26 protein-coding genes and 3 tRNA genes are annotated in these 24,005 nt (G+C 59.2%); 18 read left to right on the forward strand and 11 right to left on the reverse strand.

Annotated features, from left to right (window positions below; translation table 11 throughout):
- Positions 1-88: 88 nt before the first annotated feature.
- The 3 genes from ACUIAF_RS08485 to ACUIAF_RS08495 form a co-directional block, all read right to left on the reverse strand.
- Positions 89-277 (reverse strand): hypothetical protein, encoded by a 189-nt coding sequence (locus ACUIAF_RS08485; RefSeq protein WP_445338574.1) that lies wholly within the window; start codon positions 275-277, stop codon positions 89-91.
- Positions 270-641, reverse strand: a complete 372-nt coding sequence (locus ACUIAF_RS08490; RefSeq protein WP_445338575.1) for a hypothetical protein — start codon at positions 639-641, stop codon at positions 270-272. The genes ACUIAF_RS08485 and ACUIAF_RS08490 overlap by 8 nt, the downstream gene beginning before the upstream one ends.
- A 132-nt stretch (positions 642-773) precedes the next feature.
- On the reverse strand, positions 774-1,034 hold the full coding sequence (locus tag ACUIAF_RS08495) for a hypothetical protein (protein WP_015022290.1): 261 nt from the start codon (positions 1,032-1,034) through the stop codon (positions 774-776).
- Positions 1,035-1,645: 611 nt separating this feature from the next.
- Here ACUIAF_RS08495 and ACUIAF_RS08500 point away from each other — a divergent pair.
- The 3 genes from ACUIAF_RS08500 to ACUIAF_RS08510 all read left to right on the forward strand — a co-directional run bounded on the left by ACUIAF_RS08500 (position 1,646) and on the right by ACUIAF_RS08510 (position 2,894).
- Positions 1,646-2,116, forward strand: coding sequence for a hypothetical protein (locus ACUIAF_RS08500; protein WP_110417567.1), 471 nt, complete (start codon positions 1,646-1,648; stop codon positions 2,114-2,116).
- A gap of 380 nt (positions 2,117-2,496) precedes the next feature.
- Positions 2,497-2,676, forward strand: a complete 180-nt coding sequence (locus tag ACUIAF_RS08505; protein ID WP_015022289.1) for a hypothetical protein — start codon at positions 2,497-2,499, stop codon at positions 2,674-2,676.
- Positions 2,673-2,894, forward strand: coding sequence for a hypothetical protein (locus tag ACUIAF_RS08510; protein ID WP_445338577.1), 222 nt, complete (start codon positions 2,673-2,675; stop codon positions 2,892-2,894). The genes ACUIAF_RS08505 and ACUIAF_RS08510 overlap by 4 nt, the downstream gene beginning before the upstream one ends.
- A gap of 38 nt (positions 2,895-2,932) precedes the next feature.
- On the opposite strand, the gene ACUIAF_RS08515 is transcribed toward ACUIAF_RS08510, so the two are convergent.
- Positions 2,933-3,006: transfer RNA gene (locus ACUIAF_RS08515), tRNA-Pro, on the reverse strand.
- Positions 3,007-3,134: 128 nt separating this feature from the next.
- Between ACUIAF_RS08515 and lysS the strand changes: the two genes are divergently transcribed.
- The 4 genes from lysS (at position 3,135) to ACUIAF_RS08535 (ending at position 7,596) form a co-directional block, all read left to right on the forward strand.
- Entirely contained in the window at positions 3,135-4,763 is a 1,629-nt protein-coding gene (gene lysS / locus ACUIAF_RS08520) for a lysine--tRNA ligase (protein ID WP_110417565.1), read from the forward strand.
- A gap of 34 nt (positions 4,764-4,797) precedes the next feature.
- On the forward strand, positions 4,798-5,778 hold the full coding sequence (menA, locus tag ACUIAF_RS08525) for a 1,4-dihydroxy-2-naphthoate octaprenyltransferase (RefSeq protein WP_445338578.1): 981 nt from the start codon (positions 4,798-4,800) through the stop codon (positions 5,776-5,778).
- A 66-nt stretch (positions 5,779-5,844) separates the two neighbouring features.
- Positions 5,845-6,792 carry a 1,4-dihydroxy-2-naphthoate octaprenyltransferase gene (gene menA, locus ACUIAF_RS08530; protein ID WP_110417563.1) on the forward strand — a complete coding sequence of 316 codons (948 nt, stop codon included), beginning with the start codon at positions 5,845-5,847 and terminating at the stop codon, positions 6,790-6,792.
- A 63-nt stretch (positions 6,793-6,855) separates the two neighbouring features.
- On the forward strand, positions 6,856-7,596 hold the full coding sequence (locus ACUIAF_RS08535; protein ID WP_015022285.1) for a phosphoglyceromutase: 741 nt from the start codon (positions 6,856-6,858) through the stop codon (positions 7,594-7,596).
- Between the two features lie 190 nt (positions 7,597-7,786).
- Here ACUIAF_RS08535 and phoU read toward each other — a convergent pair whose 3' ends face one another.
- Positions 7,787-8,464 (reverse strand): phosphate signaling complex protein PhoU, encoded by a 678-nt coding sequence (gene phoU / locus ACUIAF_RS08540; RefSeq protein WP_198216200.1) that lies wholly within the window; start codon positions 8,462-8,464, stop codon positions 7,787-7,789.
- 200 nt (positions 8,465-8,664) lie between these two features.
- On the opposite strand from phoU, the gene ACUIAF_RS08545 reads away from it, so the two are divergent.
- The gene (locus ACUIAF_RS08545; protein WP_445338580.1) at positions 8,665-9,915 is read left to right on the forward strand and encodes a sensor histidine kinase; all 1,251 of its coding nucleotides are present in this window, start codon (positions 8,665-8,667) and stop codon (positions 9,913-9,915) included.
- On the opposite strand, the gene ACUIAF_RS08550 is transcribed toward ACUIAF_RS08545, so the two are convergent.
- Positions 9,848-10,135 (reverse strand): hypothetical protein, encoded by a 288-nt coding sequence (locus tag ACUIAF_RS08550; RefSeq protein WP_015022282.1) that lies wholly within the window; start codon positions 10,133-10,135, stop codon positions 9,848-9,850. The two genes, ACUIAF_RS08545 and ACUIAF_RS08550, sit on opposite strands and share 68 nt — an antisense overlap.
- A 139-nt stretch (positions 10,136-10,274) precedes the next feature.
- On the opposite strand from ACUIAF_RS08550, the gene manA reads away from it, so the two are divergent.
- The 4 genes from manA (at position 10,275) to ACUIAF_RS08570 (ending at position 14,889) form a co-directional block, all read left to right on the forward strand.
- Positions 10,275-11,660 (forward strand): mannose-6-phosphate isomerase, class I, encoded by a 1,386-nt coding sequence (gene manA / locus ACUIAF_RS08555; RefSeq protein WP_015022281.1) that lies wholly within the window; start codon positions 10,275-10,277, stop codon positions 11,658-11,660.
- A 282-nt stretch (positions 11,661-11,942) separates the two neighbouring features.
- Entirely contained in the window at positions 11,943-12,857 is a 915-nt protein-coding gene (locus tag ACUIAF_RS08560) for a CHAP domain-containing protein (RefSeq protein ID WP_445338582.1), read from the forward strand.
- An 82-nt stretch (positions 12,858-12,939) separates the two neighbouring features.
- Entirely contained in the window at positions 12,940-13,668 is a 729-nt protein-coding gene (locus ACUIAF_RS08565; RefSeq protein WP_445338584.1) for a C40 family peptidase, read from the forward strand.
- Positions 13,669-13,842: 174 nt separating this feature from the next.
- On the forward strand, positions 13,843-14,889 hold the full coding sequence (locus ACUIAF_RS08570; RefSeq protein ID WP_015022278.1) for a universal stress protein: 1,047 nt from the start codon (positions 13,843-13,845) through the stop codon (positions 14,887-14,889).
- 91 nt (positions 14,890-14,980) lie between these two features.
- Here ACUIAF_RS08570 and ACUIAF_RS08575 read toward each other — a convergent pair whose 3' ends face one another.
- The gene (locus ACUIAF_RS08575) at positions 14,981-15,394 is read right to left on the reverse strand and encodes an OsmC family protein (RefSeq protein WP_110417558.1); all 414 of its coding nucleotides are present in this window, start codon (positions 15,392-15,394) and stop codon (positions 14,981-14,983) included.
- 143 nt (positions 15,395-15,537) lie between these two features.
- Here ACUIAF_RS08575 and ACUIAF_RS08580 point away from each other — a divergent pair, with 143 nt between their 5' ends.
- The 3 genes from ACUIAF_RS08580 to ACUIAF_RS08590 all read left to right on the forward strand — a co-directional run bounded on the left by ACUIAF_RS08580 (position 15,538) and on the right by ACUIAF_RS08590 (position 17,710).
- A complete protein-coding gene (locus ACUIAF_RS08580) occupies positions 15,538-16,413 on the forward strand; it encodes a thymidylate synthase (RefSeq protein ID WP_015022276.1) in 876 nt (291 codons plus the stop codon).
- 89 nt (positions 16,414-16,502) lie between these two features.
- On the forward strand, positions 16,503-17,171 hold the full coding sequence (locus ACUIAF_RS08585) for a dihydrofolate reductase (RefSeq protein WP_110417557.1): 669 nt from the start codon (positions 16,503-16,505) through the stop codon (positions 17,169-17,171).
- Positions 17,171-17,710, forward strand: coding sequence for a low molecular weight protein-tyrosine-phosphatase (locus tag ACUIAF_RS08590; RefSeq protein ID WP_445338586.1), 540 nt, complete (start codon positions 17,171-17,173; stop codon positions 17,708-17,710). Before ACUIAF_RS08585 ends, ACUIAF_RS08590 begins: the two co-directional genes overlap by 1 nt.
- Before the next feature lie 716 nt (positions 17,711-18,426).
- Here ACUIAF_RS08590 and ACUIAF_RS08595 read toward each other — a convergent pair.
- The 4 genes from ACUIAF_RS08595 to galE all read right to left on the reverse strand — a co-directional run bounded on the left by ACUIAF_RS08595 (position 18,427) and on the right by galE (position 20,317).
- Positions 18,427-18,591: a hypothetical protein gene (locus ACUIAF_RS08595; RefSeq protein WP_015022272.1), complete on the reverse strand. Its 165-nt coding sequence runs from the start codon at positions 18,589-18,591 to the stop codon at positions 18,427-18,429.
- A 446-nt stretch (positions 18,592-19,037) separates the two neighbouring features.
- A tRNA-Phe gene (locus ACUIAF_RS08600) sits at positions 19,038-19,113 on the reverse strand.
- A 47-nt stretch (positions 19,114-19,160) separates the two neighbouring features.
- Positions 19,161-19,234: transfer RNA gene (locus tag ACUIAF_RS08605), tRNA-Asp, on the reverse strand.
- 72 nt (positions 19,235-19,306) lie between these two features.
- Positions 19,307-20,317: a UDP-glucose 4-epimerase GalE gene (gene galE, locus ACUIAF_RS08610; protein WP_445338588.1), complete on the reverse strand. Its 1,011-nt coding sequence runs from the start codon at positions 20,315-20,317 to the stop codon at positions 19,307-19,309.
- A gap of 144 nt (positions 20,318-20,461) precedes the next feature.
- On the opposite strand from galE, the gene trmB reads away from it, so the two are divergent.
- The 3 genes from trmB (at position 20,462) to ACUIAF_RS08625 (ending at position 23,986) form a co-directional block, all read left to right on the forward strand.
- Positions 20,462-21,280: a tRNA (guanine(46)-N(7))-methyltransferase TrmB gene (trmB, locus tag ACUIAF_RS08615; protein ID WP_445338590.1), complete on the forward strand. Its 819-nt coding sequence runs from the start codon at positions 20,462-20,464 to the stop codon at positions 21,278-21,280.
- 831 nt (positions 21,281-22,111) lie between these two features.
- The gene (locus ACUIAF_RS08620; RefSeq protein ID WP_015022269.1) at positions 22,112-23,083 is read left to right on the forward strand and encodes a carbohydrate ABC transporter permease; all 972 of its coding nucleotides are present in this window, start codon (positions 22,112-22,114) and stop codon (positions 23,081-23,083) included.
- Positions 23,084-23,089: 6 nt separating this feature from the next.
- Entirely contained in the window at positions 23,090-23,986 is an 897-nt protein-coding gene (locus ACUIAF_RS08625) for a carbohydrate ABC transporter permease (protein ID WP_445338592.1), read from the forward strand.
- Positions 23,987-24,005: the final 19 nt, after the last annotated feature.

Below are 24,005 nucleotides of genomic sequence, written 5' to 3' on the forward strand. Positions count from 1 at the left end.
TATAAAACGCGAGAAAAACGAGAATCGCTTTTGCTTTTTAAGAAGAGAAAGAGAATAGCGAGGTTAGTATTCTTACATACATCCGTCTTCAATAGCTTCGTAACGGCCGGCGGGCGCAACCGCCGCGGAATAGTCGGGGGGCCGCGGGCGGCTCCTTCTCTTTGTCGAGCTCCTGGGCGGTGACCTCCTGCACGGGCTCGTTTGGTGTGACGGCCAGGGTCGGCTCCGCTTCAGCCCGCTTCTTGGCAGCTGCGCCGGCGGTCTTCCTGCTAGCCATTGATGACCCCCTTCAGGCGTGTGGCGGCCTTGCCACCGAAAACGGCCAGCCCGACGAAGAACTCGATGCGGATGCGGTAGGCGGGCTTGTCCTGCAGCTGGCCCCGATCCTGTACGTTGACGCCCCCGTTGGTCAAGCCGGTGACCGCCTGGTCGCCTTCCGAGGAGCCGTATCGTACTGCGTAGATGCTGGAGGTGGCTGTCGCTGTGCCTTGAGTCTCAGATTGTGCGAGGATCCGCGTGTTATCCGGGTCGATGCCGGCTTCCGAACCGGGCTGGCCTCCGCCGGAACCGGCTTCCCCCTGCGGGGAGTCGGCCAGACGCATGTGGGGCCTGTCGAAACGGTGGATGAAATGCATGGGCATGGTTGCTCCAATCGGACGCACGATTAGCGACGCGGCGTGCGGGGTCCGCGGAAAACTCGATGGCCCGTCAGGGCATGGAAAAGGCCACCCCGGTAAGGGATGGCCTAGAAAGCAATTACAAGTGTGCCCGGGTTACGTCGTCACACCCTTCAGGATGTCCGCGTACTCCTCCCGGTCGTCCTCGTTGAGGCAGGAGAACGCCTGCGCGAGCACGTCACGGGGGACGTCCACCTGATACGAGGGGATGGATGCCACGGCGTCGGACAAGGCGAAATACGGCTCCCCGGCCTCGAAACCGCCGTCAAGCGCGGTGAGTTCCCACTCGTCCATGACCGGCGCGAGGTAGGGCCTCAGCCGGCGGAAGGCCTGTGCTGCCTGCTGATCAGTCGCCATGCCATCTCCTTCTCCCTGCCCACCGTCGGGAACGCCTGTTGATCATGTACCGTCCACGGGTGTTCCGTTTCTTCTGCAGCCACACGCGGATGATCTCCTCACCGACCAGCCTATACCTGTCCTCCCGGCTCCCGTCCTTCATGCTCCTGACAAGGTCGGGTGCCGCCGCGGTCTCCAGGACCTCATGCCTGACGCGCTTCTCGCTCCACGACGAGGGGAACGCGGTCTTGCCGGGGACGGAAGTCCCCGACCCGTGGTTGCCCAGGATATGCTCCCAGACCTGCCGGTACGGCTGGATGACCTCGTCGGGCCACGGCTTGGACAGCGTGTAGTGTCCGTTGTGGAAGGAGCCGCCGAGGGTGGAAGCCCCTGCCGACCAGCATGACGCAGAAAGGGCACGGGTTGCTCCTGTTTCAGAGGCTCTGGCCGCCCAGCAATGATGATCCGCCCTATCATGTCGTCAAGATTCGCGAGCAGGTCAAAAAGGATTTGGGCAAGACTAGCCTTTTGATCCCTTCTCCTTCCCTGCGGGCGCCGATGATGCCGGAGACTCCCCGTCGCAGCCATTGAGTGCTTCGCTTGGATCGACACCGACTTCTTTCGACAGCTGTATGAACTTGCTGAGCCTCATGTCGTCGGCTTCAAACCGGGCGTTCAGTGTTGGTCTGGCTATGCGCAGCGCTGATGCCCAGTTCGGTTTTGAATTGCTCGTTGATCAGTACTTTTTTGCGAAGCACGTCTATGGCCCGAGCAGCAGGCCAGTAAGATTTTTCTCTCACTATGTCAAACTTGTGTTGCGATTGGTAAAAAATTGTTACATGTCTGATCTGATTGCCACGGCAAATTACGCGAGTGTTTGGACGTTGGCTGATATTACGGTTATGGGACTTATTTCCGAAAAGCGAGATGAGTCACCGTTTCAAATATCAGACCACGCGCTCGCCCGTGCCATCGACGTAAGTGCGCCAAGAGTCAGCGACCTTTTCAATTGCAGGCATGGGTCGCCTTCTTTGCGTGAGTTTATAGCGCTGTGCCAATTCTTCAATCTCAATCTAGCCTCAACGCTAGAGCAAGTATTGTAGCTAAGCCGGCAAAACGAAGAACAAAAGAGCAGAGCAGCGAAGCTGGATCGGGTTGCGGATCATCCGGAAGATTTCGATATAGCTGCTCTACATGATCCCAATGCGGCGATGGAAAGGTAGACCCCAGGAGATTGAGATGCAGAGGGAGAAAGCGGGCATGAGACATCCTGATATGGCTGATTTATTGCGCGAAGCAACAATGCTTGAAGTCAGGATTGAAGAGCGCACACTTGCCCCGCATTTATGCGGGTTCTACTGGGAAAAGAACCGCATGATCATGCTGCACGAAATACCGCTGCGCCTTTTGCTACGAGCTTGTCCATGCCAAACACCACGACTCAGGTTGCAGGCTGGCCGGCACCAAAGGCGAGCACAGCCTTGTGTTTCCCGCCATCCTCGACGACTGGCTGAACCGGCTGATCGGCGGGCGCGGCCCTGACAAGCTGCTGTTCACGGGGAGCTTTCATGGCTACATGAAGTCGGTGTCGCCGAAGGACGGCGGCAAGTGGTTTGCCCGTGCGTGCGATGCGGCCGGGTTGAAAACGGATGACCATCCATGACCTACGGACACACGGCGGCCAGCCTGATGGTCAAGAGCGGGGCGAACGTGAAGGCCATCCAGCGGCGGCTGGGGCACACGTTGGCCGCGATGACCTTGGATGCGTATGCGAATCTGTTCAACGATGACCTGGATTCGGTGGGGGGGGGGGTCGATGAACGAGTTGCTGCTGCAAAGTGCGCTCAAAATCGGTTTCGCCGGTTGCGTGATGTGCTCTAAACGTTGAAATCCTGGCCCATTCGGACCAGGATAATTTGTCGGGGTAGGGGGATTTGAACCCCCGGCCTCTTCGTCCCGAACGAAGCGCGCTACCAAGCTGCGCTATACCCCGTGACAACGTTCTATATAGTACACGTACCGTCGGCCAAACGCCATCGTCTGCGCGGCGCGAAGCCCCGATCGCTTGCTGGTCAGCGGTGCCTGGGGCCAAGTACCGGCTCATGCGTAAAATAGCAATTTATGAATGATTCATCGGAAGAAACCCCTCGTCTGACGACGGTCGAGCGTGCTCAGGCACTGCTTGATCAGGATATGGCCATCACGGAGAAGATCGATCAGGGGGCCCAGTTGGACGACGCCATTGATCCCGGCAACCTGACGGACGGCGCTGAAGGCCATCCCGAACAGGTGCGCATGCGTGTGGCCAAGAGGGCGCTCATGCTCAAGGAAGGCGTCGAGCCTTACCCGGTCCATCTGGATGTGACCGACCGCATCGAGGATGTGCGCCGTAAGTATCAGGACCGCCTTGAGCCTGGCCAGGAGACCGAGGATGTGGTTGGCATCGCCGGCAGGGTCCTCTTCCTGCGCAACGGCGGCGGCCTCTGCTTCGTCCAGCTGGCGGCGGGCGATGGCACCCGCATCCAGGGCATGATCTCAAAGCGTGAGATTGGCGCTGATTCTCTGAAGCGGTTCAAGCAGCTGGTCGACTTGGGCGACCACCTCTACCTGCGCGGCCGCGTGGTCGCCTCCAAGACCGGTGAGCTCTCAATCTTCGCCACTGAGTGGAACATCGCGGCCAAGGCCCTGCAGCCGCTGCCGGCCCTTCACAAGGAGCTGACCGAGGAGCAGCGCACCCGCAAGCCCTACCTGGCAATGATTGCCGATGAGGATGTGCGGGCCATGGTCCGTCGTCGTTCCAAGGCCGTCTCCTCGCTGAGGCGTACCTTCGAAGACCACGACTTCATGGAGGTCGAGACCCCCATGCTCCAAACTGTGCATGGCGGCGCTGCGGCACGGCCATTCACCACGCATATGAATGCCTTTGACATCGACCTCTACCTGCGCATTGCGCCTGAGCTCTTCCTCAAGCGTTGCCTGGTCGGCGGCATTGAGCGTGTCTTCGAGATCAACCGCGACTTCCGCAATGAGGGCGTGGATGCCACCCATGCCCCGGAGTTCACCATGCTGGAGGCCTATCAGGCCTATGGCACCTACGACACCATCGGGGAGCTGACCAAGGAGCTGATTCAGAAAGCGGCACTGGCCACGTCGGGATCGCTGAAGGTGACCCTGCAGGATGGCAGCCAGTACGACTTCGGTGGTGATTGGCGTCAGATCAGCATGTATGAGTCCCTTTCCGAGTCACTGGGTGAGGAGATCACCCCGCAGACCAGCGTTGAGCATCTGCGGACCATCGCTGACGGGCTGGGCCTGGAGGAGGAGCCGGCCGAAAACCACGGCAAGCTGGTCGAACACCTCTGGGAGCACTTCTGGCAGGACAAGCTGTATGAGCCGACCTTCGTGCGTGATTTCCCGGTCGAGACCTCGCCCCTGGTCAAGGCCCACCGCACCAAGCCGGGCGTGGTCGAGAAGTGGGACCTCTACGTTCGCGGGTTCGAGTTGGCCACGGGCTACTCCGAGCTCAACGACCCGGTGGTCCAACGGCAGCGGTTCGTCGAGCAGGCCAAGATGGCCAGCCGTGGCGATGTCGAGGCCATGGACATTGACGAGGACTTCCTGGAGGCCTTGGGCGTAGGGATGCCTCCCGCTGGCGGCATGGGCATGGGCATCGATCGCCTGCTAATCGCCCTTACCGGTGCGTCCATCCGTGAGACCATCACTTTCCCCCTGGTTAAGCCGCTGATCTGAGATGGTCTGAGATGATAACAAGGGAGGGACGGTCATGAATATCAGGCTTTGGATGGATGGCATGCGTCCCCGGACGCTGCCTGCCTCGGTGGCGCCTGTCTGCGTGGGCGCTTCAGCTGCACTCTTGAAGCGGTCACGGCTGTTGGAACAGTGCACCAGCTCCTGCTCGCCCACGCCTGTCGACCCTGCCCTGAAGGCGACCACGCCGGGACGGCTGGCCCTGATCGTGGTCTTGCTGGTCTTGCTCGCCTTGTCTATGCAGATCGCAGCCAACTTCGCCAATGACTATGCCGATGGTGTTCGCGGAACTGACTCAGGCCGAGGCGGCGAGGAAGCCACCTCCGGCAGGCCCAGACGTCTGGTCGCCGCCGGTGTGCCGCCCAGGAAGGTGCTGTACGCCACCATGATCTCGGCGGCCTTCACCTGCCTGATGGGTCTGGCTGTCATGGCATTGACCGGTCACTGGTGGATGATCCTGGTCGGAATCTGCTGCCTGGTCGCCGGCTGGTGTTACGTGGGCGGCCCGCATCCATACGGCTACCACGGGCTGGGCGAGGTCAGCGTCTTCATCTTCTTCGGTCTGGTGGCCACCCTGGGCACCGAGTACTTTCTCATTAACAGGGTCGATGCTGCTGGCATCCTGGGTGCCTGCGTCTGCGGGCTCAACGCCGTGGGCCTGCTCATGCTCAACAATTACCGGGACCTGGACGACGACCGCCTTGCCGGCAAACACACATATGCGGTTCTGGTGGGGGCGCGGGCAGCAGCCATCTCCATCTACCTGGTCTACATCCTGAGCCTGGTTCTGAGTCTGATTCAGTTCGTTCCGGCTGTCATGCGACATGGCCTGCCGGGCTTTCCTCTTGTGCTGATCCTGCTGCCAGTGGCCGCTGTCTTCCTGCTGATCTGTCGAACCTTTGCCCGTGGCCAGGTGCCCAAGGCCTTTGGCATGGCAGGCAAGGGCACCCTGGTCTCTGCCCTGTGCTGGTCGGCTGGTCTGCTCCTGCAGCTGTGAAAATCTTGATACTCTCATAAGAGAGCAGACCGGCCTTCAAGCGATTTGGTGGATAATCAGGCAATCATGTTCATCACACTTCGGGAATACAAGGACGCACTGCGACCCTCGGCCTTGCTCTGCTCGCCCACGCCGGTTCTGATCGGCACGGCGGTGGCCCTCCGGCAGCTGCTCAGCCAAGGGTCGGGGCCGGATGCGCGCTTCTGGCTGATTGCTCTCTTATGCTGTCTGACGGCTGTATTCATCCACAGTACCTGCAATCTGGCTAATGACTACTTTGACGGAATAAGGGGTACCGACGAGGGCCGGAGCAGCCTTTCAGGCGCTGGCGCTGATGGGGCGGTGCCTGATTTGCCCAGAAGAGGAGTGGCCGGAGGTGTGGAGCCTCGCAAGGTCCTGCTGTCCGCCTATCTCAACATCCTTATGGCCTGCCTGTCCGGTCTGATCCTGTGCGGGGTGACTGGCCACTGGTGGATGATCCTGGTCGGTGTCTTCTGCCTGCTGGGAGCCTGGTTCTACACGGGAGGCAAACACCCTTACGGTTATAGGGCCATGGGCGAGCTGAGCATCATGATCTTCTTTGGCCTGGTGGGCGTGCTGGCCACCCAGTACCTGGAGACCGGCGGTGTCGACCGTCACGGGTTCATCGGCGCCCTGGTTGGCGGTCTTATCTGCATTCCCGTTCTGGAGATCAACAACTATCGCGACATTGATGCAGACCCGTTGGCCGGCAAGTACACGCTGTCTTCCTTTATTGGAGCCAGAGGCACCTTGATTCTGATGGGGTCCTGCTATGCCCTGGCCGTGATTCTGGGCGTCGTCGAGTCGTGGTCCCTTTCAAATGGTTCCCTTGCAGTCGCCTGGCCTCGTCTGCTCTGCCTGCTGCCTATTCTGGCGATGGCCGTTGCGACCACAGTGGCCAGTTGTCGAAACCGCTTCAGCAGGGCCTTTGCGCTGTCGGGTTATACCGATTTGCTGACAGGGTTCTGCTGGCTGGGTGTCTGTCTGCTTTAAGGGACTGCTTCAAGGCGCGGTAGGTCCGCCAAACAGTCCCTCTTAGGTCTTAGAATTTTCACTATGACCTACAAACTAGTATTGCTCAGGCACGGCCAGAGCGCATGGAACAACACCAATCAGTTCACCGGCTGGGTGGACGTCCCGCTGACCGAGCAGGGCGAGCAGGAGGCCCGCAAGGGCGGCAAGCTGCTCAAGGATAAGGGTGTTCTGCCCGACATCGTCTTCACATCCCTGTTGCGCCGCGCCATCAACACCGCGAACATCGCCTTGGACGAGGCCGACCGTCTCTGGATCCCCGTCAAGCGCGACTGGAGGCTGAACGAGCGTCACTACGGAGCCCTGCAGGGCAAGAACAAGACCGAGATCCGCGAGAAGTACGGCGACGAGAAGTTCATGCTCTGGCGTCGTTCCTATGCCACCCCGCCGCCCGAGATCGACCCTGACGACGAATACTCGCAGTCCCATGATCCTCGATATGCAGGAGCCCCCGTGCCCCGTGCCGAGGCACTGGCCAACGTGGTCAAGCGCGTGACCCCCTACTGGGAGAGCGATATTGTCCCGGAGCTCAAGACCGGCAAGACCGTCCTGATTGCCGCCCATGGCAACTCTCTGAGGGCCATCGTCAAGATGCTCGACAACCTGACTGAGGATGAGATCGCTAAGGTCAACATCCCCACGGCCATTCCCCTGGTCTATGAGCTTGACGAGAACTTCAAGCCCGTCAAGCCTCGCGGCGAGTACCTGGATCCGGAGGCAGCCGCAGCCGGTGCTGCTGCTGTGGCGGCCCAGGGCCAGAAGTGAGATTCTTCGGATAGACTTATATGATGATGTGAATCGGACTTTGGATGTAGATTATTCAAGCTGATTGGGCGGTGTCTTTTCCCTATGTGGAAGGCGCCGCCTTTCGTATTTATTCCTGGCGGTTGGGAAGTGAAAAACGGCCCGCCGCCCGACTGACTGTCAGGTGGCAGGCCGACTCTTTTCTGTTTGCTCAGTCCAGATCGAGGTCGAGATCCTTTGGATCCTTGGAGGGGTCGAAGCCCGAGACGATGTAGACCACGCGCCGGGCCGCCGAGACGCCATGATCTCCCAGACGCTCCATGAACCGTGCCACCAGGACCAGGTCGATCAGCTGCTGTCTGGTTCCTTTCCAGTCGTCTGATAGGGCGTAGCCGAATGTCTGCTGATGGAGCTTGTCCATCTGGTCGTCGCTGAAGATGATTTGCTCGGCTATGGTCGTGTCTCTGTCGGAGAGCATCTCGACCAGGCGGTCGGCCATGACATCCAGGAAGTTCTGCATCTGTTTGAATAGTGGGATGACCTCGGAGGGCAGGGTCGGCTCGGGGTAGGAGCGCCTTGCCGTCTCGGCGATGTGCCTGGCCAGGTCTCCCATGCGTTCGAAGGTGGCCGACAGGCTCAGTGTGGAGACCACCACTCGTAGATCAGTGGCCACGGGGCTCTGTTTTGCCAGGAGTCTGATGCATTGATCGATGATGCTGGCCTGGAGGTTGTCTATATCGGCATCCCCGTCGATGACCTCCTGGGCCGTCTCCACGTCGCAGTCCATCAGGGATCGCCCGGCCTTTTTGATGGCATCGCGAACCTTGGCGGCCATCCGATCGAGATCGTCGGCCACCAGCCCCAGCTCCTCGTTGAAAATCACGCGCATTGTTCTTCCCTTTCGGCCTCGGTCAACGATATGACTACAGTCTATGTGACCAAGGTGGCAAGAAAAAGCCAGCATCGAAGAATGTCGGCTCTTGGGGCGGCAATCACTGTCGGATATGCGAGAATGAAGCCGGAACTGCCGATGAGACTCGGCTGATGTCGCAGCGTCCGGGGTCGGCGCCGGACTGGAGGGAAGTCTTTATGAGACGGTTCATGGATTGCCTACGCAGCCTTGTAGGCAACCGGGGCAAGGATGGTGAACAGGCCGACGGCGAGGCTTTGGAGGGCTCGACCCAGGCCTTGCTGGCGGTTATCCCCGCCGCCACGGTTGTGGTCGATGGCGATGACGAAGTTGTTCGTTCCAGCCCGGATGCCTACAGGCTGGGAATCGTCAGCAACGACGAGATTGTGGATCCGAAGATCATGGAAGCCATCGCGCAGGTACGGCATTCGGGCGGTCGGCGCAGCTTTAATCTGATTACGCGAACGCCCACCGAATTCGCTCTGGATACCGCAGCCGAGAGCACGGAATCCGATGATTGGGATATTGACGAGACCAAAGATCCTGGGGACGCTACCCATGTTCAGGCCCAGGCGGTATCCAGACGGAACTGGCTCAAGATCACTCTTGGGCGTATCGACGAGTCCCTGGTCGTCGTGCTTATCGATGATGTGAGCGATTCGGTCAGGTTCGTTCGGACCAGGGACGCTTTCATGACCAATGTATCCGAGCAGATGCTCAAGCCGGTTCAGGCCCTGGAGGAGCTGGCGGCGCAGCTGAAAACCACCTCCCTCCTGGAGGGGGATGACCCAGAACTGCTTCGCAAACACCTGCGCAGCGTCTCCAAGGATGCCTCTTCGGTCCAGCGTTACAGTGCCTATCTGGGGCATGTGCTCAAGGATCTTCTTCTGCTGATCCGGGCTCAGGAGCGGATCAAGCCTAGCAGGGAGAACGTGCTTGACGTGGCTGAGCAGATACGGGCAGTGGTGCAGGATGAGCAGGGTAGAGCTGATCGGGCCCATGTGGCCCTGCGATGGCGATGCGACCAGCCACTGACGATTCACGGCGACGGGCAACAGATCGAAGTGGCTCTGGCCAAGCTGGTGGAGAACGCTATCTCATACTCATCTTCCGGATACACTGTCTCCCTGGTGGCACAGTCCTCCAATGACGGGCACTACGCAAAAATCAGGGTGGTCGACCACGGCCGAGGCATATCCAAGGTTGACCAGGACAGGATCTTCGAGCGCTTCTACCGCGCCGACAATCAGAATGAAGAGACTGCCGTAGGCATCGGTCTGGGGCTGGCCATCGTCAAGCATGTAGCCCTGACCCACCATGGCTCGGTCACGGTCTGGAGTGTGCCGGGGGAGGGGAGCACCTTTACGCTGATGCTTCCTCTGGCTCAGGATCCGGTTGTTGGGCAAGACGGCGATAATCCCAACGATTGAAATGCTCCCATATCATTAGCAGGATGCCCACGCCAACCCCGGACAGGCAGACAATAAGGGGCTTGGTGACCGTCATTCCGGTCAGGGCCAGGATGCCCACCACGGCAAGGGCCAGAATCCATGCCCCAGTGCCTAGCAGGAAGATTCGTCGCAGATCCACCTGCACGGGCCGAGGAGATGGTCTGCGGGCGGCCGGGTCGAAAATGGGAGCCAGCTTCATACCCCCACTGTACCGTTTGCAATGACATGCGGCGACCCCCACGCCTTGCCCATGCTTCGGCCCTTGTCTTATTATGACGGGGATTGGTGGGTTCGTATGCACCGGCCCATGGAGGGATTTCCCGTGGAAAGGGGAGTGTGTGTATCCGATCCAAGCTGTGGAGAAGCACTATGCCTGGGGCTCACATGACCGACTGCAGCGCATGTTCCATCTACACGAGCCAGACGAGCGCCAAGGGGATACCTTGGCGGAGATGTGGTTCAGCGGGCACACCGAATCCCCTTCACCGCTGACGCTGCCCGACGGCTCGCTCATGCCGCTGACCGAGGCCATTCGCCGCAATCCCATGGCCATGTTGGGGGAGCGCGACTCCCGCCTCTTCGGTCCCACCCTGCCCTACCTGTTCAAGATCATCTCGGCCCGCATCCCTCTGTCTCTGCAGGTGCATCCCCTTGATTTCGAGGCTCGTGCCGGCTTCAACCGTGAGAATGCCCTGGGAGTGCCCGACGACGATCCCAGCCGATCCTTTCACGACAGTCTGGCCAAGAACGAGATGGTGGTGGCCCTGGAGCCCTTCCAGGCCTGTGTAGGCTTCGCAACCATCTCAACACAGCTGACCCTCCTGCGCGCCGTGGATCATCCTCTGGCCGAGCTGATGACCCAGGCGCTGACCGCTCGTACCTTCCACCTGGGGGTCCCGCCGGTGCGCTTCGCTTCTGCCGATGCCATGATGCCGGTCTCCTCCTTGATCTGGCCGGACTCCCGCCGACGTATCTTCCGGGCCTTCCATGCTGCCGTGACTGCCGAGCCGGGGGCGGCCCGAGGTCTGGAGGAAGCCTTGGAGGCTGCTGCCGGACGGTTACGGTCCAGGCGGGCGGGAGCCGTGCTTGACCATGCCCTATGTGCCGCACGGGCCTTTCCGGATGACCCGGCCGTTCTTTGTCTGCTCATGCTCAACCCTGTGGATCTGGAGGAGGGCGATTCGGTCTATATCCCCGCCGGGACCCCTCACGCTTACATCCACGGCACTGCGGCGGAGATCATGACCAACTCAGACAATGTGCTCAGGGCCGGCATGACCCCCAAACATCGGGATATTCCCAACCTCCTGCACAGCCTGGACTGCCAGCCTTCGGCCCCTATTGACCCCTCCAGCTCCATGATCGCCACCCTGATCATGCACAACATGGTGACCTACCGGCCCAAGATCAATGAGTACATGCTGGTATACGGGCATGTGGAGGAGGGTGGAGCCACTTGGCCCCTGCTCAACAGGCTTCAGCAGCGCTACGGGGATCTGATAGAGCGTCTGGGGCCCCGCCACCTGATGATTCCGCGCCGTGGACCACGTATCATCGTCTGCACTGATGGTCGGATCCGTTGCGCAGCCGCCGACCAGTCCTGTGTACTGGACCAGGGGAGGGCCCTCTTCATTCCCTCCGAGGATGGTCGTGTCGACATCACCATGCCGGAGGATTCCGACGGTGCCGGCGGGTCTTTCCTCCTGGCCTCGACCCCGGTCTGACCCCGTATGGGCCCGGTTCGCTCAGGGTGGACCGGGCAGGGTTCAAAACCGTGGGACACGCCGTGGCGAACGGAACGCATACGGGTTTGCCTATGTCCGTATAATCCTAGCGTATTCCGTGGTTGTCGAAGATGAGCGACCACCGAAGCCATGCTTGAGTACACCCGTATGGACAATTCAGGTCATTTGGTCTGGGTTCTCGCTTGCGGTATGGTGTTGCCTTGTGATGGTTCGTGATACGACACGAAAGTCGCGTCGGAACATAAACGGGAGTGATTCTAGATGAAGCATGCTGCGCACAGGGCTTCGGCCAGGCGAGGCGCAGGTGTCGGCAGTTGGTCGACCGGCCGCGCGTCAGGCGTAACCCAGGCAGTGGGCATTGATGACCTTGATGATGCCCTGGCGGCCAAGCTCAACGAGGTGGCCCCCCCAACCCGTCGTTCCATTCGTCTGGCCGCCAAGGCATCAGCCCGTCGCTCTCATTTCATGACAGGTTCAGCCCTGACCGTCCTGGTCGGTGCCGCCGCTTCCTCCATGGCTGTGACTCAGGCTCGGGGCGACTGGTCCCTGCCATTGGCCGACAGTGTCGCAATTAATTTGGTCACCCCCTCATCCTCTGCCGGTTCCTCCAGCGCAAATGATAGTGGTGCAAGGGTCTCTCGTTCTGATTACCGCCAGCCCCTGGCGACGGCTTCACAACGCAATGAAGGCAGTTGGGAGCTGGGCGAATCCGAACTCGATGCCGGACAGATGTCCAAATCTCTGGCCAACAATCCGAATGTGGCAGTACTGATGGATGCCAACCGATTGGTTCTGCCGTCAGGGTTCAATCCCGATCATGCCACTGGAGATGCGGGCAACGCCTACGAGTTCAGCCAGTGCACCTGGTGGGCCTATGTCCGGCGTCACCAGCTGGGTCTGCCGGTGGGCTCGCATCTGGGCAATGCCAAGGATTGGTCCGGCTCTGCCCGCTCCCTGGGCTATTGGGTGGACAACACGCCGCGCAATGTCGGCGACATCGTGGTCTTCCAAGCCGGTCAGGAGGGCTCGGATTCCACCTACGGCCATGTGGCCATCGTCGAGAAGATCAACCCTGACGGGTCCATCGTCACCTCCGAGTGCAGTGCCAGCATGAACGGAAAGACCTACTCTCGTACCTTGTCCAATGTGCACGCTTTGAGCTACATCCATTACTGATTCTTGGCTGCGCGGATTGCAGTCTTTATAGTTGGTTCTTTTAGATGGTTCTTGTTTGTAATACGTGATAGAATTGTGCCCGATGAAAAAAACACGCAAGTATGTGAGCATGATGGCAGCAGCCACGATCTGTGGCACGCTTTCCATCGGTATACCCGCCGTGGCCCAGGCCAGTGACGGCAGTGAAGCCGTAGTTACTTCGTCGCGTTCATTCACCCCCGGCAGCAAGGTGCGTGCAGACCTGTTGACCGAGTCGACGGCTACCACCGTCGAAAAGGACAGCAGCTGGGGTGGCATTGAGTCTTTGAACGTTCCTGCCACCAAGTCTCAGGCCGAGAAGGATGCTGAAGCCAAGGCCCAACAGGCTCAGGAACAGGCACAGGCTGCAGCCAGTCGGAACCAGTCCTCGCAGCAGGTCAGTCGTTCGGCTGCCCGTAGCAGTACCGTCAGCGCAATCACTGATGTGCCGGCCACTGGCAGGGGTGCAGATGTGGTCAACTACGCCCTTCAGTTCCAGGGGATTCCTTATGTGTTTGGTGGGACCAGTCCGGCCACGGGCTTTGACTGCTCCGGATTCACCCAGTATGTTTTCGCTCACTTCGGTATTGGCCTGCCCCGCACAGCCGATGCGCAACGTTCAGTGGGTGTGCCGGTCACGGATCCTGCTCCTGGCGACCTGATTGTGACTCCTGAGGGCAGCCATGTAGGCATTTATGTCGGTGGTGGCCGCATGATTCATGCCCCGGATGTCGGTCGGACCGTAACGGTTGAGAAGCTTTATCGGGCTTTCGAGTATCGTCGTCTGGTCTGAGAGGAAGTTACGAATGAAGTCTCAGCGCCCCCTTGTGGGGCGTTTTGCATATTCAGAGTCGAAGTTCCTCGCGTGTTGGCCCTGGCCAACTTATTGATCAGGTCTGCATGCGATATTCTGACAGAAAGAGCGATGTCGGTTTGTCATCGCCAAGTTTTATAAGGAGGTCGTCGGATGAGCAACGACAAGGCTGTTCTGGTAGGCGTCGATGGCTCGGACGCCAGCTACAAGGCGGCATGGTGGGCCGCCAACTACGCTAAGCATGCAGGGCTGACCCTGCAAATCGTCTGCGCATATTCCCTTCCCTCATATGCGGCCGTTTCTTTCGACGCGACCTACACCACCATGGGAGACGATGTAGCGGCTCACAACGACGCCCAGGAGATTCTCTCCAAGGCCAAGGCAATCGCCGATGAGCAGGGGGTTAGTGCAGCCACGCTGATCGTGACGGGGGATCCCTCATCGGTCTTCGTGGAACTGAGCCGTAACTACCGACTGATTGTCATTGGGAACCGGGGCAAGGGCGGCCTGGCCGAGCGTCTGCTGGGCACCACCAGCTCCAGCCTGCCCGCCTACGCCTACTGCCCTATCGTGGTGGTTCCTTACACCGACGACGACGGCAACCTGATGCACCTGAGCAACGACATCAAGCGGGTTGCTGTGGGTTCCGACGAGTCCAAGTGGGGCCTTAAGGCCCTGCAGATCGCCGCAGCATTCGCCGACAGCTGGAATGCCGAACTTGATGTCATGTCGGCAGTGCCCAATATCTCCGGGCTGACTGGTACGGGTTCGGCCGAGGAGCGCAGCGTCATGGACTCCTACCTGGATGACCTCAATACCCGAATCGAACCGCTCATGAAGACCTACCCGAATCTGCGCATCAACAAGACCGTGGTGCCTGGCTCGGCTGTGGAGGCTCTGACCCAGGCCAGCAAGACCCATGACGTGGTTGTGGTCGGCTCACGTGGTCGAGGCGGCTTCACCGGGCTCCTGCTGGGATCGACCAGCCAGGGGCTCCTGCAGCATGCCGTCAGCCCCGTCTACGTGGTGCCGCGTAAGTACGTGGAGGCAGAGGAGTCCGGGCTCAAGGCCGCGGCGGATGCTGCCGAAACTACCAATGTGGCTGATATTACCGGCGTGGAGCAGGTCTCTGTGGATTCGGCCAAGCCTGAACAGCTGGCTGACCTGGAGTCGACCATAGACCCCGAACACGAGGAGTAGGGGCAGGACAATCCGGAAAAAGCAATGACAAGGAGCGGGGACCCCCGAAGTTCCATGACCTGGAGGTCCCCGCTCCTCTACTGTTGCCGGATCAGTGGCGAACCTTGACGGAGATCCTGACCGGGGTCTCCCGCTGATAGGTGTGTGCCACGGTGCAGGATTTGGCGATATGGCGGCGGATCCGCTCCTCCAGCTTGTCTGCATCCTCCTGGGCCAGCCTGGCCGAAGTGGCATCGACGTCCACCTGCTCATCGAAGCTCAGGTAGGCGTCATCGTCGGCGTCATAGGTGCCGTCCACCACGATTTTCGCTCCCTTGCCCTTACCTAGGGCGCTCTCCACGGCGAATTGGCTGGAAAGGGCTCCGCAGGCGGCCAGAGCAATCTTCATCAGGTCGCCGGGGTTGAACTGATCCTCGCCCTTGCCGAAGGTGATGTGGGCGCCGTTGTCGCCATAGGCGTTCCAGGTGCCGTCCTTGTCGCGTTCAACCCAAAGTCTCTTGCCCATCTGTTCCTCCTTGTTCAGCACCCGGACGGGTGCGTCATCCGGATCCGACCCTGTGGCCGGACCTGCTCCTCCAATCTAACCCGGACTGTGCGATTCGTCACCGGGGCGCGCTCAGCTGACCGAGGACTTGATAGTATGGCCGCATGGCCTTGACATCGGAAGAACTGCAGCGCATCCGTACACGTATCCCTGAGCGTCCCGACTCGGACATTCCCACCCCTTATGAGGATCTGGTGCGCACCATCCTGCGCGAAGGCACTCTGAAGTCCGACAGGACGGGCACTGGGACCATATCCCTGTTCGGGCGGCAGATGCGCTTCGACTTATCGCATTCCTTCCCCCTGATCACGACTAAGAAGGTCTACTTCCGAGGCATCGCCTACGAGCTGCTCTGGTTCCTGAAGGGGTCGCAGAACGTGCGTTGGCTGCAGGAGAACCGTGTGCATATCTGGGACGAGTGGGCCGACCCGGAAACCGGGAATCTGGGACCGGTCTATGGGGTCCAGTGGCGCAGCTGGCCAGCCCCGACGCCGGAGGACCCCAATCACACCATCGACCAGATCGCCAAGGTGCTGGATCTGATACGCACCCACCCGGACTCCCGTCGAATGATCGTCACTGCTTGGAACCCAGCCCAGGTTGACAGCATGGCTCTGCCTCCCTGCCATGCGCTCTTCCAGTTCTATGTGGCCGACGGCAGGCTGAGCTGCCAGCTCTATCAGCGCTCCTGCGACATGTTCCTGGGGGTGCCCTTCAACATCGCCTCTTACGCCCTGCTGACCCTGATGATGGCCCAGCAGGCAGGTCTTGAGCCGGGGGAGTTCGTCTGGACCGGAGGCGACTGCCATATCTACGACAACCATGTGGAGCAGGTTCTGGAGCAGTTGTCGCGCAAGCCCTATCCCTATCCGACCATGCGCATCCACAAGGCCGACTCCATCTTTTCCTATCAGTACGAAGACTTCGAGGTGGTGGACTATCAATGTCATCCCGCCATCAAGGCACCAGTGGCGGTCTGATGGTGCGCTGAGCCGAATACGGGCACCGTCGAATCCGAAGATTAGAATGTACTCGTATATCTACTCACTATGAGGAGTGAACGCAACAGATGGAGCATGACAATAGTCGAAGCGGCTATCACGAACCCGAGCCCGGTCAGGCCGGGCTTCTAGGTGATGAGGAATGGCGGCATCAGGAAGAAGAGATAGGCCGCCGCTCATCGGTCAATATGATCTGGGCGCAGGCGCAGGCCACTGACGGTCGACGTGGCGCCATCGGTTATCACAATGCGCTGCCCTGGCATCTGAGCGAGGACATGCGGCACTTCAAGGAGCTGACCGTATCCCATCCTGTCATCATGGGGCGGCGGACCTGGGTCTCCATGGGGGAGCGGCCACTGCCCAAGAGGGATAACATCATTCTGTCCAGTGACCCAGGGTTCCGGGCATCGGGCGCCACCGTGGTATCTGCTGCCGACGATGCCCTGGAGCTGGCCCGGCAGGAAGCCATTCCCGACGATGGGATGGATCGCAGTGAAATCTGGATCATCGGCGGCGCAGGGGTCTTCAGCACCTTCTTTCCGCTGTCTGACGCGGCCTATGTGACCGACCTTGATTTGCAGACTCCAGCTGATGTCTTTGTGCCCGATATGGAGGAGTTGGTCAGCAAGCGATTCTGGCAGGTGCGCGACAAGAGTCAATGGATGACCCCTGCCAAACCGGACCAGGCGGCTGCCATCCCACGGTTCCGGTACATCACCTATGGGAAGGTGCATTGATGGGCCAGAATTCCGAAGGAAAGGCTTCACAGGGCCCCTATAACGTCATAACCGTCTGCACCGGCAACATCTGCCGATCGCCCATGGCTGAGATCATCCTGCGCAAGTTCTTTCAGGATCGCGGACTGGATGAGGACCAGGTCAGGGTGGAATCCAGCGGGGTCAGCGATGAGGAGTTTGGCAACCCTATAGATCGGCGTGCTCAGAGGGTTCTGCGCGAGCGGGGCTATGAGGTTCCGGCCGATCACTTCGCCCACCGGATCACCCGGGAGGAGGCAGAAGACGCGGACCTGCTCCTGCCCATGACTGCCGACCATATGCGCGCACTGCTCCGTCTGCTGCCCTCAGGCAAGCGTTCCGCCGTGCACCTGTACCGCAGCTTTGACCCGAATCTGCCCACGCCGGCGCCGGGCCGGGAGAGCCGAATCGATCTGGTGGACCCCTGGTATGGCGGCCCTCGTGAGTTCGAAGTGGCGATCGATCAGATCGAGCACACTGCGCCTTACATCGTCGACTGGGTGGTGCGTCAGCTGCCCTGACGATATATGAATGCAAATATCAATTAAGCCCCTGGATTCTTCATGAATCTCAGGGGTTTGATGACTGGCGGCTCCGAGCGGGATCGAACCAAGGTCGTGAATAGTCAGCCTCGCATTTTCTGATGCCGCGGGAGGGAGGCTTGTCATTTTGAATTCGGAAAGGCCGCTCGGCGCTCCTCCGGTTGCCGTCAGTTATCTCACCACCCTCGAGGACCTCCTGGCAAGACTATTGCAGCCCTGTAGCTTTACGGTGGGGGGGGGGTCTGGGGACAATCCCCTGGTTTCCGTAGGTTATTTCACTACCCCGGAGGGTCTCCAGACCTTGGGACTAGGTTATCATGTACTGCAGGTCCGATGGCTGCGATGAGGCTGGCCGGGTCGATGACCAGGATGTAGCCGGGGTTCATCTGGGGCGTGATGTGCACGGGCAGGCCGTAGAGCTTGCGTTCGGATTGTTCGGCGGGGCTGCCGAGCTGTAGGGTCTTGTTTTCGGTCTTGAGTTTGCATGGCAGGCCCCAGGAAAGCGAATCCGTGACGATGCAGGATCACTGTGCCGCCGTTGGTCTCCACCGAGGTGATTGCGTCGCTGATGGGATCGAAGCCGGTGTTGCCGGGCTGGTTAAGCAGACCGGTGGAGTCGGCCGTGTTGGACAGTAGCGCGATGTTGGCCTTAATGATCACGCCGGGTTGCATACTGGCGGCCAAGTGGTCGTGGTTCAAGGCCTCGGGTTCTGCTCTCTGAGTACGTCTATCTTGCTGGTCCTGACCAGGATCCCGTCCAGTTCGGCACCGCCCTCGATGTCCTGAGCGACGATGGCCATCTTGAGTATGAGCGTGTCAGGGACGATCTCGCCGGGGACGCAGGTGGCCTCCTGCTCCACGGCTTTCCTTCAGGCCTTAAGAATCGGGGCGGGGTTCGCCGGTGGCAGTACCGGGCGTTTGAACAGATTGGGCCTGTTCGATTCTGTTGTCGTCAGTTTGCCTGTCATCGGTGAAGGTCTCGAAGACCTCGCGGCGGTCAAGCCGTGGCCCTCGATTCGGACTTGCAGGCTGAAGTGGTCAGTCGTAGACTTCGGCACCGGCACGATGGAGATGTGCAGGATGGCCAAGTACGTGAGTGTGCTTGGAGCAGTTCTTCAGGAGTCGACAAGATGCACAGCAACCCAAGCATGACACAGGATGTATAGATGCAACGCAACATGGACAATGGCAAGGCCGATGAAGATTTCCAACGGCTTGTCGGGGACCCTCTGGGATAAATCCAAATCGCAAAGACCGAGAGAACAGAAACCCCTCAGGCCCACCGTTCCGGCGAGTGGGGATTTTATGGTGGCTCCGAGCGGGATCGAACCGTTGACCTAGCGATTTTCAGTCGCTCGCTCTACCAACTGAGCTACAGAGCCATGAACAGTCCAAAATACCCGGACAAACCGGACCAGACCATTCCCAGCGACTCCGGCCGGACTTGAACCGGTGACCTCCGCCGTGACAGGGCGGCGCTCTAACCAACTGAGCTACGGAGCCGAGGCTGCTCGAACAGCCAAGAGGAAAGTTTACATGAGCGCCGGAGGAATGCAAGCCCCGGCGCGTCGCTGCCTAGTCCTGCTGCTGCCAGCCATCGGTGTCAATGTGGTGGGCAGGGTTGGCCTGCCAGGCTTTCCAGGCTGATTCGACGATTTCTTCGACGCCGTACTTGGCATGCCAGCCCATCTCGGTGTTGATCCGGGTGGGGTCGCCGATCAGATGCGGCGGGTCTCCAGCGCGACGGGGCTTGATGGCCTCGGTGAAGGGCAGACCCGTCACCTTCTTGACTTCGTCCACAATCTGTCGAACGGATGTGCCCTGGCCGGTGCCCACATTGAAGGCATCGTAGCGGCGCTGGTCACGGTCCAGGTAATCCAGGGCTGCGATGTGGGCGTCTGCCAGGTCGGAGACATGGATGTAGTCTCGCACGCAGGTGCCGTCGGGGGTGGGGTAGTCGTCGCCGAAGATGGCGGGTGCCTTGCCCTGCCGCAGCCTGTCGAAGAGCATGGGAATCAGGTTGAGGACGGCCGGGTCCTCCAGGCTGACCGGCCCGCAGCCGGCCACATTGAAGTAGCGCAGGGCGCAGAAGCGAATGCCGTAGGGCTGCTCACAGGCACGGGCCATCCATTCGCCGACCAGCTTGGTTTGGCCGTAGGGGTTGATGGGGACCATGGGCTGCACGTCTTCGGGGACCACGTCGACCGGAGGCTCGCCGTATGTTGCAGCCGAGCTGGAGAAGACCAGCTTCTTGGCTTCGGTCTTTGCCATGGCAGACAAAACGTTGATCATGCCGTTCAGGTTCTGCCGGTAGTACCAGATGGGCTTCTCCACTGACTCGCCCACCTGCTTGCGGGCCGCGAAGTGAATGATCGAGTCGACCTTGTTCTCCTTGATGATCTCAGCCAGGCGTTGATCGGCGCCTGGGGCGGCCACGTCAGCGCCGTAAAGACGAGCATTGCCGATCCGATTGGGCTTGCCATAGCTGAGGTCGTCAACCACGACGACCTTCCTGCCTGCCTCCTGCAGGGCGTGGACCACGTGGGCGCCAATATATCCGCACCCTCCTGTCACCAGAATGGCCATTTTCCTCGCCTTTCTTTGAATACCGCAGATGCGATCATGTTCAATTTTGAGTATAAATGTTCTGTTTTGTTTCAATTTGAGTATATCACGGAAACAAACGCGCCACAGGCCATGCAGTCACTATATTTAGGATATACATGAAGGGTGAAAAACACTGAGCAACCACAGAAATCCGGTCAAAGGACAATCGTCTCATACGTCCTGCGTTCCGGCAGACTCAGTCCCCGTCTGGGAGCTGCCTGGGAGCGCTATTCCGGACTCTACATGCTGAATCTGCGTGGGCAGGGGTCCCCACTGTCGGTGGCTCAGAATCTGCAGATGGATCAGGATGCGGTTGATCGAATCTGGGGGCGGCGAGCGCCGTTGACCATCGAAATCGGCTCTGGCCAGGGCGAGAACATCGTGGCTGCTGCCCGCAGCCATCCTGAACGTAACTACCTGGCCTTGGAGGTCTACCGTCCCGGTTTGGCCCACACTATGCTTATGGCCGGCAAGGAGGGGCTGGCCAACCTGAGGCTGGCCCAGGTCAATGCCCCGGATCTGCTGGAGCACATGGACACGAACCTGATTGACGAGCTCTGGACCTTCTTTCCTGATCCCTGGCCCAAGACCAAGCATCATAAGCGTCGGCTGATCCAGCCTGCCCTGGCCGATGCGGTGGTGCTATGCCTGCGCACGGGAGGGCTTTGGCGGATAGCCACAGATATCGAGGACTATGCCCTGCATGTGCACGAGGTGCTGGATGATCATCCGGGCCTGTGCAATTTAGGCGATAGGACAGTTCGGCTGCCTTTGGGCCATGTAGGCAAAGGGACTGCGGCTCTGGCGGAAGAGATGCCTCACGGGGACTTTGCCGAGTCGAATCGATTTGAGGGCCGCATCGTAACCAATTTCGAGCGCAAGGGCATTCGGGCTGGCAGGACCATCCACGATTTGACCTACCAGGTGGTTGAGGCAGGATGATCGATGGAGGATTTCGAGACGGGTGGTCTTCGCCTGCGGCTGTATCCGGATTGAAAAGGACCTTCCCCGTCAGGTCCCGGGTATGGAGTCGGACATGCTGGGTCGGTGCTGGAGCCTGTCCCCGCTGACGCTGTACGGGCCGGGAATCACGGCTCGAACAGGATTCCAGAGGTCCTAAAGCTTCGGCCAATATGAGGAACCAGTTGCCATGTGTGTCGGGTTCCGTGGTTGCGGCAGATCCGGATGTGTGTCATAGGGCCAGCCAGGTGGGAAGGATCCAGAAGGATCTTCGCCGGATGTATGGTCGCGAACGACTCGGTGGAAACTGGCAGTGGTTGATTCTGACTGAATCCCCTATGCGCGACTACAACCCCATCGGTCTCTGTGTTATCGCCTAGGGTCAGAGGCGCCTCGTACCTTGTGCCTTGTGTAGGGACGCGATGATGGTCGGCATGGGATATGATCCTGGGGCCGAATTCGAGAACTCACAGGATTCGGCCCCCTGTGTTCATGGCACAGGATGTATGGTCAAATGGAACCGGGTGGAGGATTTATGCATATGTTGGGCATAGAAGCCCACCAATATGATGTAATAAATGAAATTTTCATGAAAAATAGGAATGAATATGACATTGTTTTCATTTTGTTGTAGAGTCGTCAGTGTTGCGGTTGATCCGGATGTGATAACGGGTAGTTCCATGATGTTCTAGCCGATAACCAAAAGATTCAAGGGTGAATGATCGCTGACGATCCCTGTTTTGAGGTTTGCCGATTCGGCTGTGCCGCACGGGCTTCCGACTGATGTCGCGTCGAATACAAGGAGGTTGCGCTATGGCCATAGAAGCGGTCGGCAGGAAGATTCCTGCCGATGGGTCCACGGAAGGGCCGGGTCTGAGGTTTCGTCCTCATGGTCGGCTTGTCAATTTCCTGGAGCGTGAGAAAGTGGCCGGACTTGTATGCTCCGCCCCTTTCATTTTCGGCTTTCTGATGTTCCTGATAGTGCCGCTGGCTCTCTCCCTTTATTACACTTTTACCGACTACAACATCATTGGCGAGCCGAAATTCATTGGACTGGACAATTACGTGCGCATGTTCACTGCGGACCCGCTTTTCTGGCAGTCCCTGGGCGTAACGCTCTTCTTTGCTCTGATTTCCACCCCGCTCAGGCTGGTTTTTGCCCTGCTGGTGGCCATGCTGCTTTTGCGCAATTCGCGCATCTCCGGCTTCTACAGGGCCGCTTTCTATCTGCCCTCCATCCTGGGGGGATCCGTGGCGGTGGCCATCCTTTGGAAGCAGATGTTCGCGGCCGACGGCGTCATCAACAAGGCCCTCGGTTTGTTCGGCATACACAGCCATTTCGCCTGGCTTGGGAACGAGTCCACGGCTATTTGGACCTTGATTATCCTTTCGGTCTGGCAATTCGGGTCGTCCATGCTCATCTTTTTGGCATCCCTCAAGCAAATCCCCGGTGAGCTCTACGAGGCGGCCAGCGTTGACGGCGCCAACAAGTGGTATCAGTTCTGGCGGATCACGCTGCCATTATTGACGCCGACCATATTTTTCAATCTGGTTATGCAGTCCATCAATGGATTCCTGGCTTTCACCCAGTGCTACATCATCACTCAGGGCAAGCCCAGGAACACGACCCTTTTCTACATGGTCTACATGTACGATGAGTCCTTCACCCGTTACCATGCCGGGTATGGCGCGGCCATGGCCTGGGTCATGCTCTTGCTGATCGGGCTGTATACCGGTGTGCTTTTCCTGACAAAACGGTTCTGGGTCTACAACGAGGAGGCCTGATTGATCATGACCATCATTACAGCTGATGCCAACAGTCGGCACGATTCTGCGGCCCGGGTGCGTAGGGGGTTTCCTCTGCGCAGAGTCTTCTATCACATCGTGGTTATGCTTTGTGCTTTGCTCATGATCTATCCAATCGTCTGGATGGTGCTGAGTTCCTTCAAGCCGACTGCCTCTGTTCTCGCCACTTCGGGGCAACTGATCCCGTCTCATTGGACGCTGGAAAACTATATCAACGGTTTCAAGGGTTTTGCCGGGACATCCTTCCTGCGATACATCGGCAACTCTCTGTTCATTTCGATTGTGGCCACCATCGGCACTATAGCCTCTTCGGCCATTGTCGCATATGCGCTTAGCCGGTTGCGGTTCCCCGGACGGAGGGTCTTATTTGTGGCCATGCTCCTGTCGATGATGCTTCCTGCCCAGGTGCTTATGGTGCCCCAATACCTCTGGTATCAGAAATTGGGCTGGACCGACAGCTACCTACCGCTGATAGTGCCTTACTGCTTTGCCATTCAGGGCTTCTTCATCTATCTGATCATGAACTTCATTGATGGTATTCCACGTTCCTTGGACGAGGCTGCCAAATTGGATGGATGTTCTTACTATGGAATCTTCTTCCGTGTGGTTTGCCCGCTGATCACCCCTGCGGTTGTCACTGGCTGCATATTCTCCTTCATGTGGCGTTGGGATGACTTTCTTTCGGCCTTGCTATACGTATCGGATACCGAACGCTACCCGGTCTCCCTGGCGCTGAAGCTATTCGCAGATCCAAGTTCGAGCTCCGATTACGGAGCTATGTTTGCCATGGCCTCCGTATCCATCCTGCCCAGTATCCTCATTTTCCTCTTCTTCCAGCGTTATCTGGTGGAGGGGGTCAGCACTTCGGGCCTTAAGGGATGAGCGAAAGGGGTATGGGCTC

This window comes from Bifidobacterium sp. ESL0822, assembly GCF_052606675.1.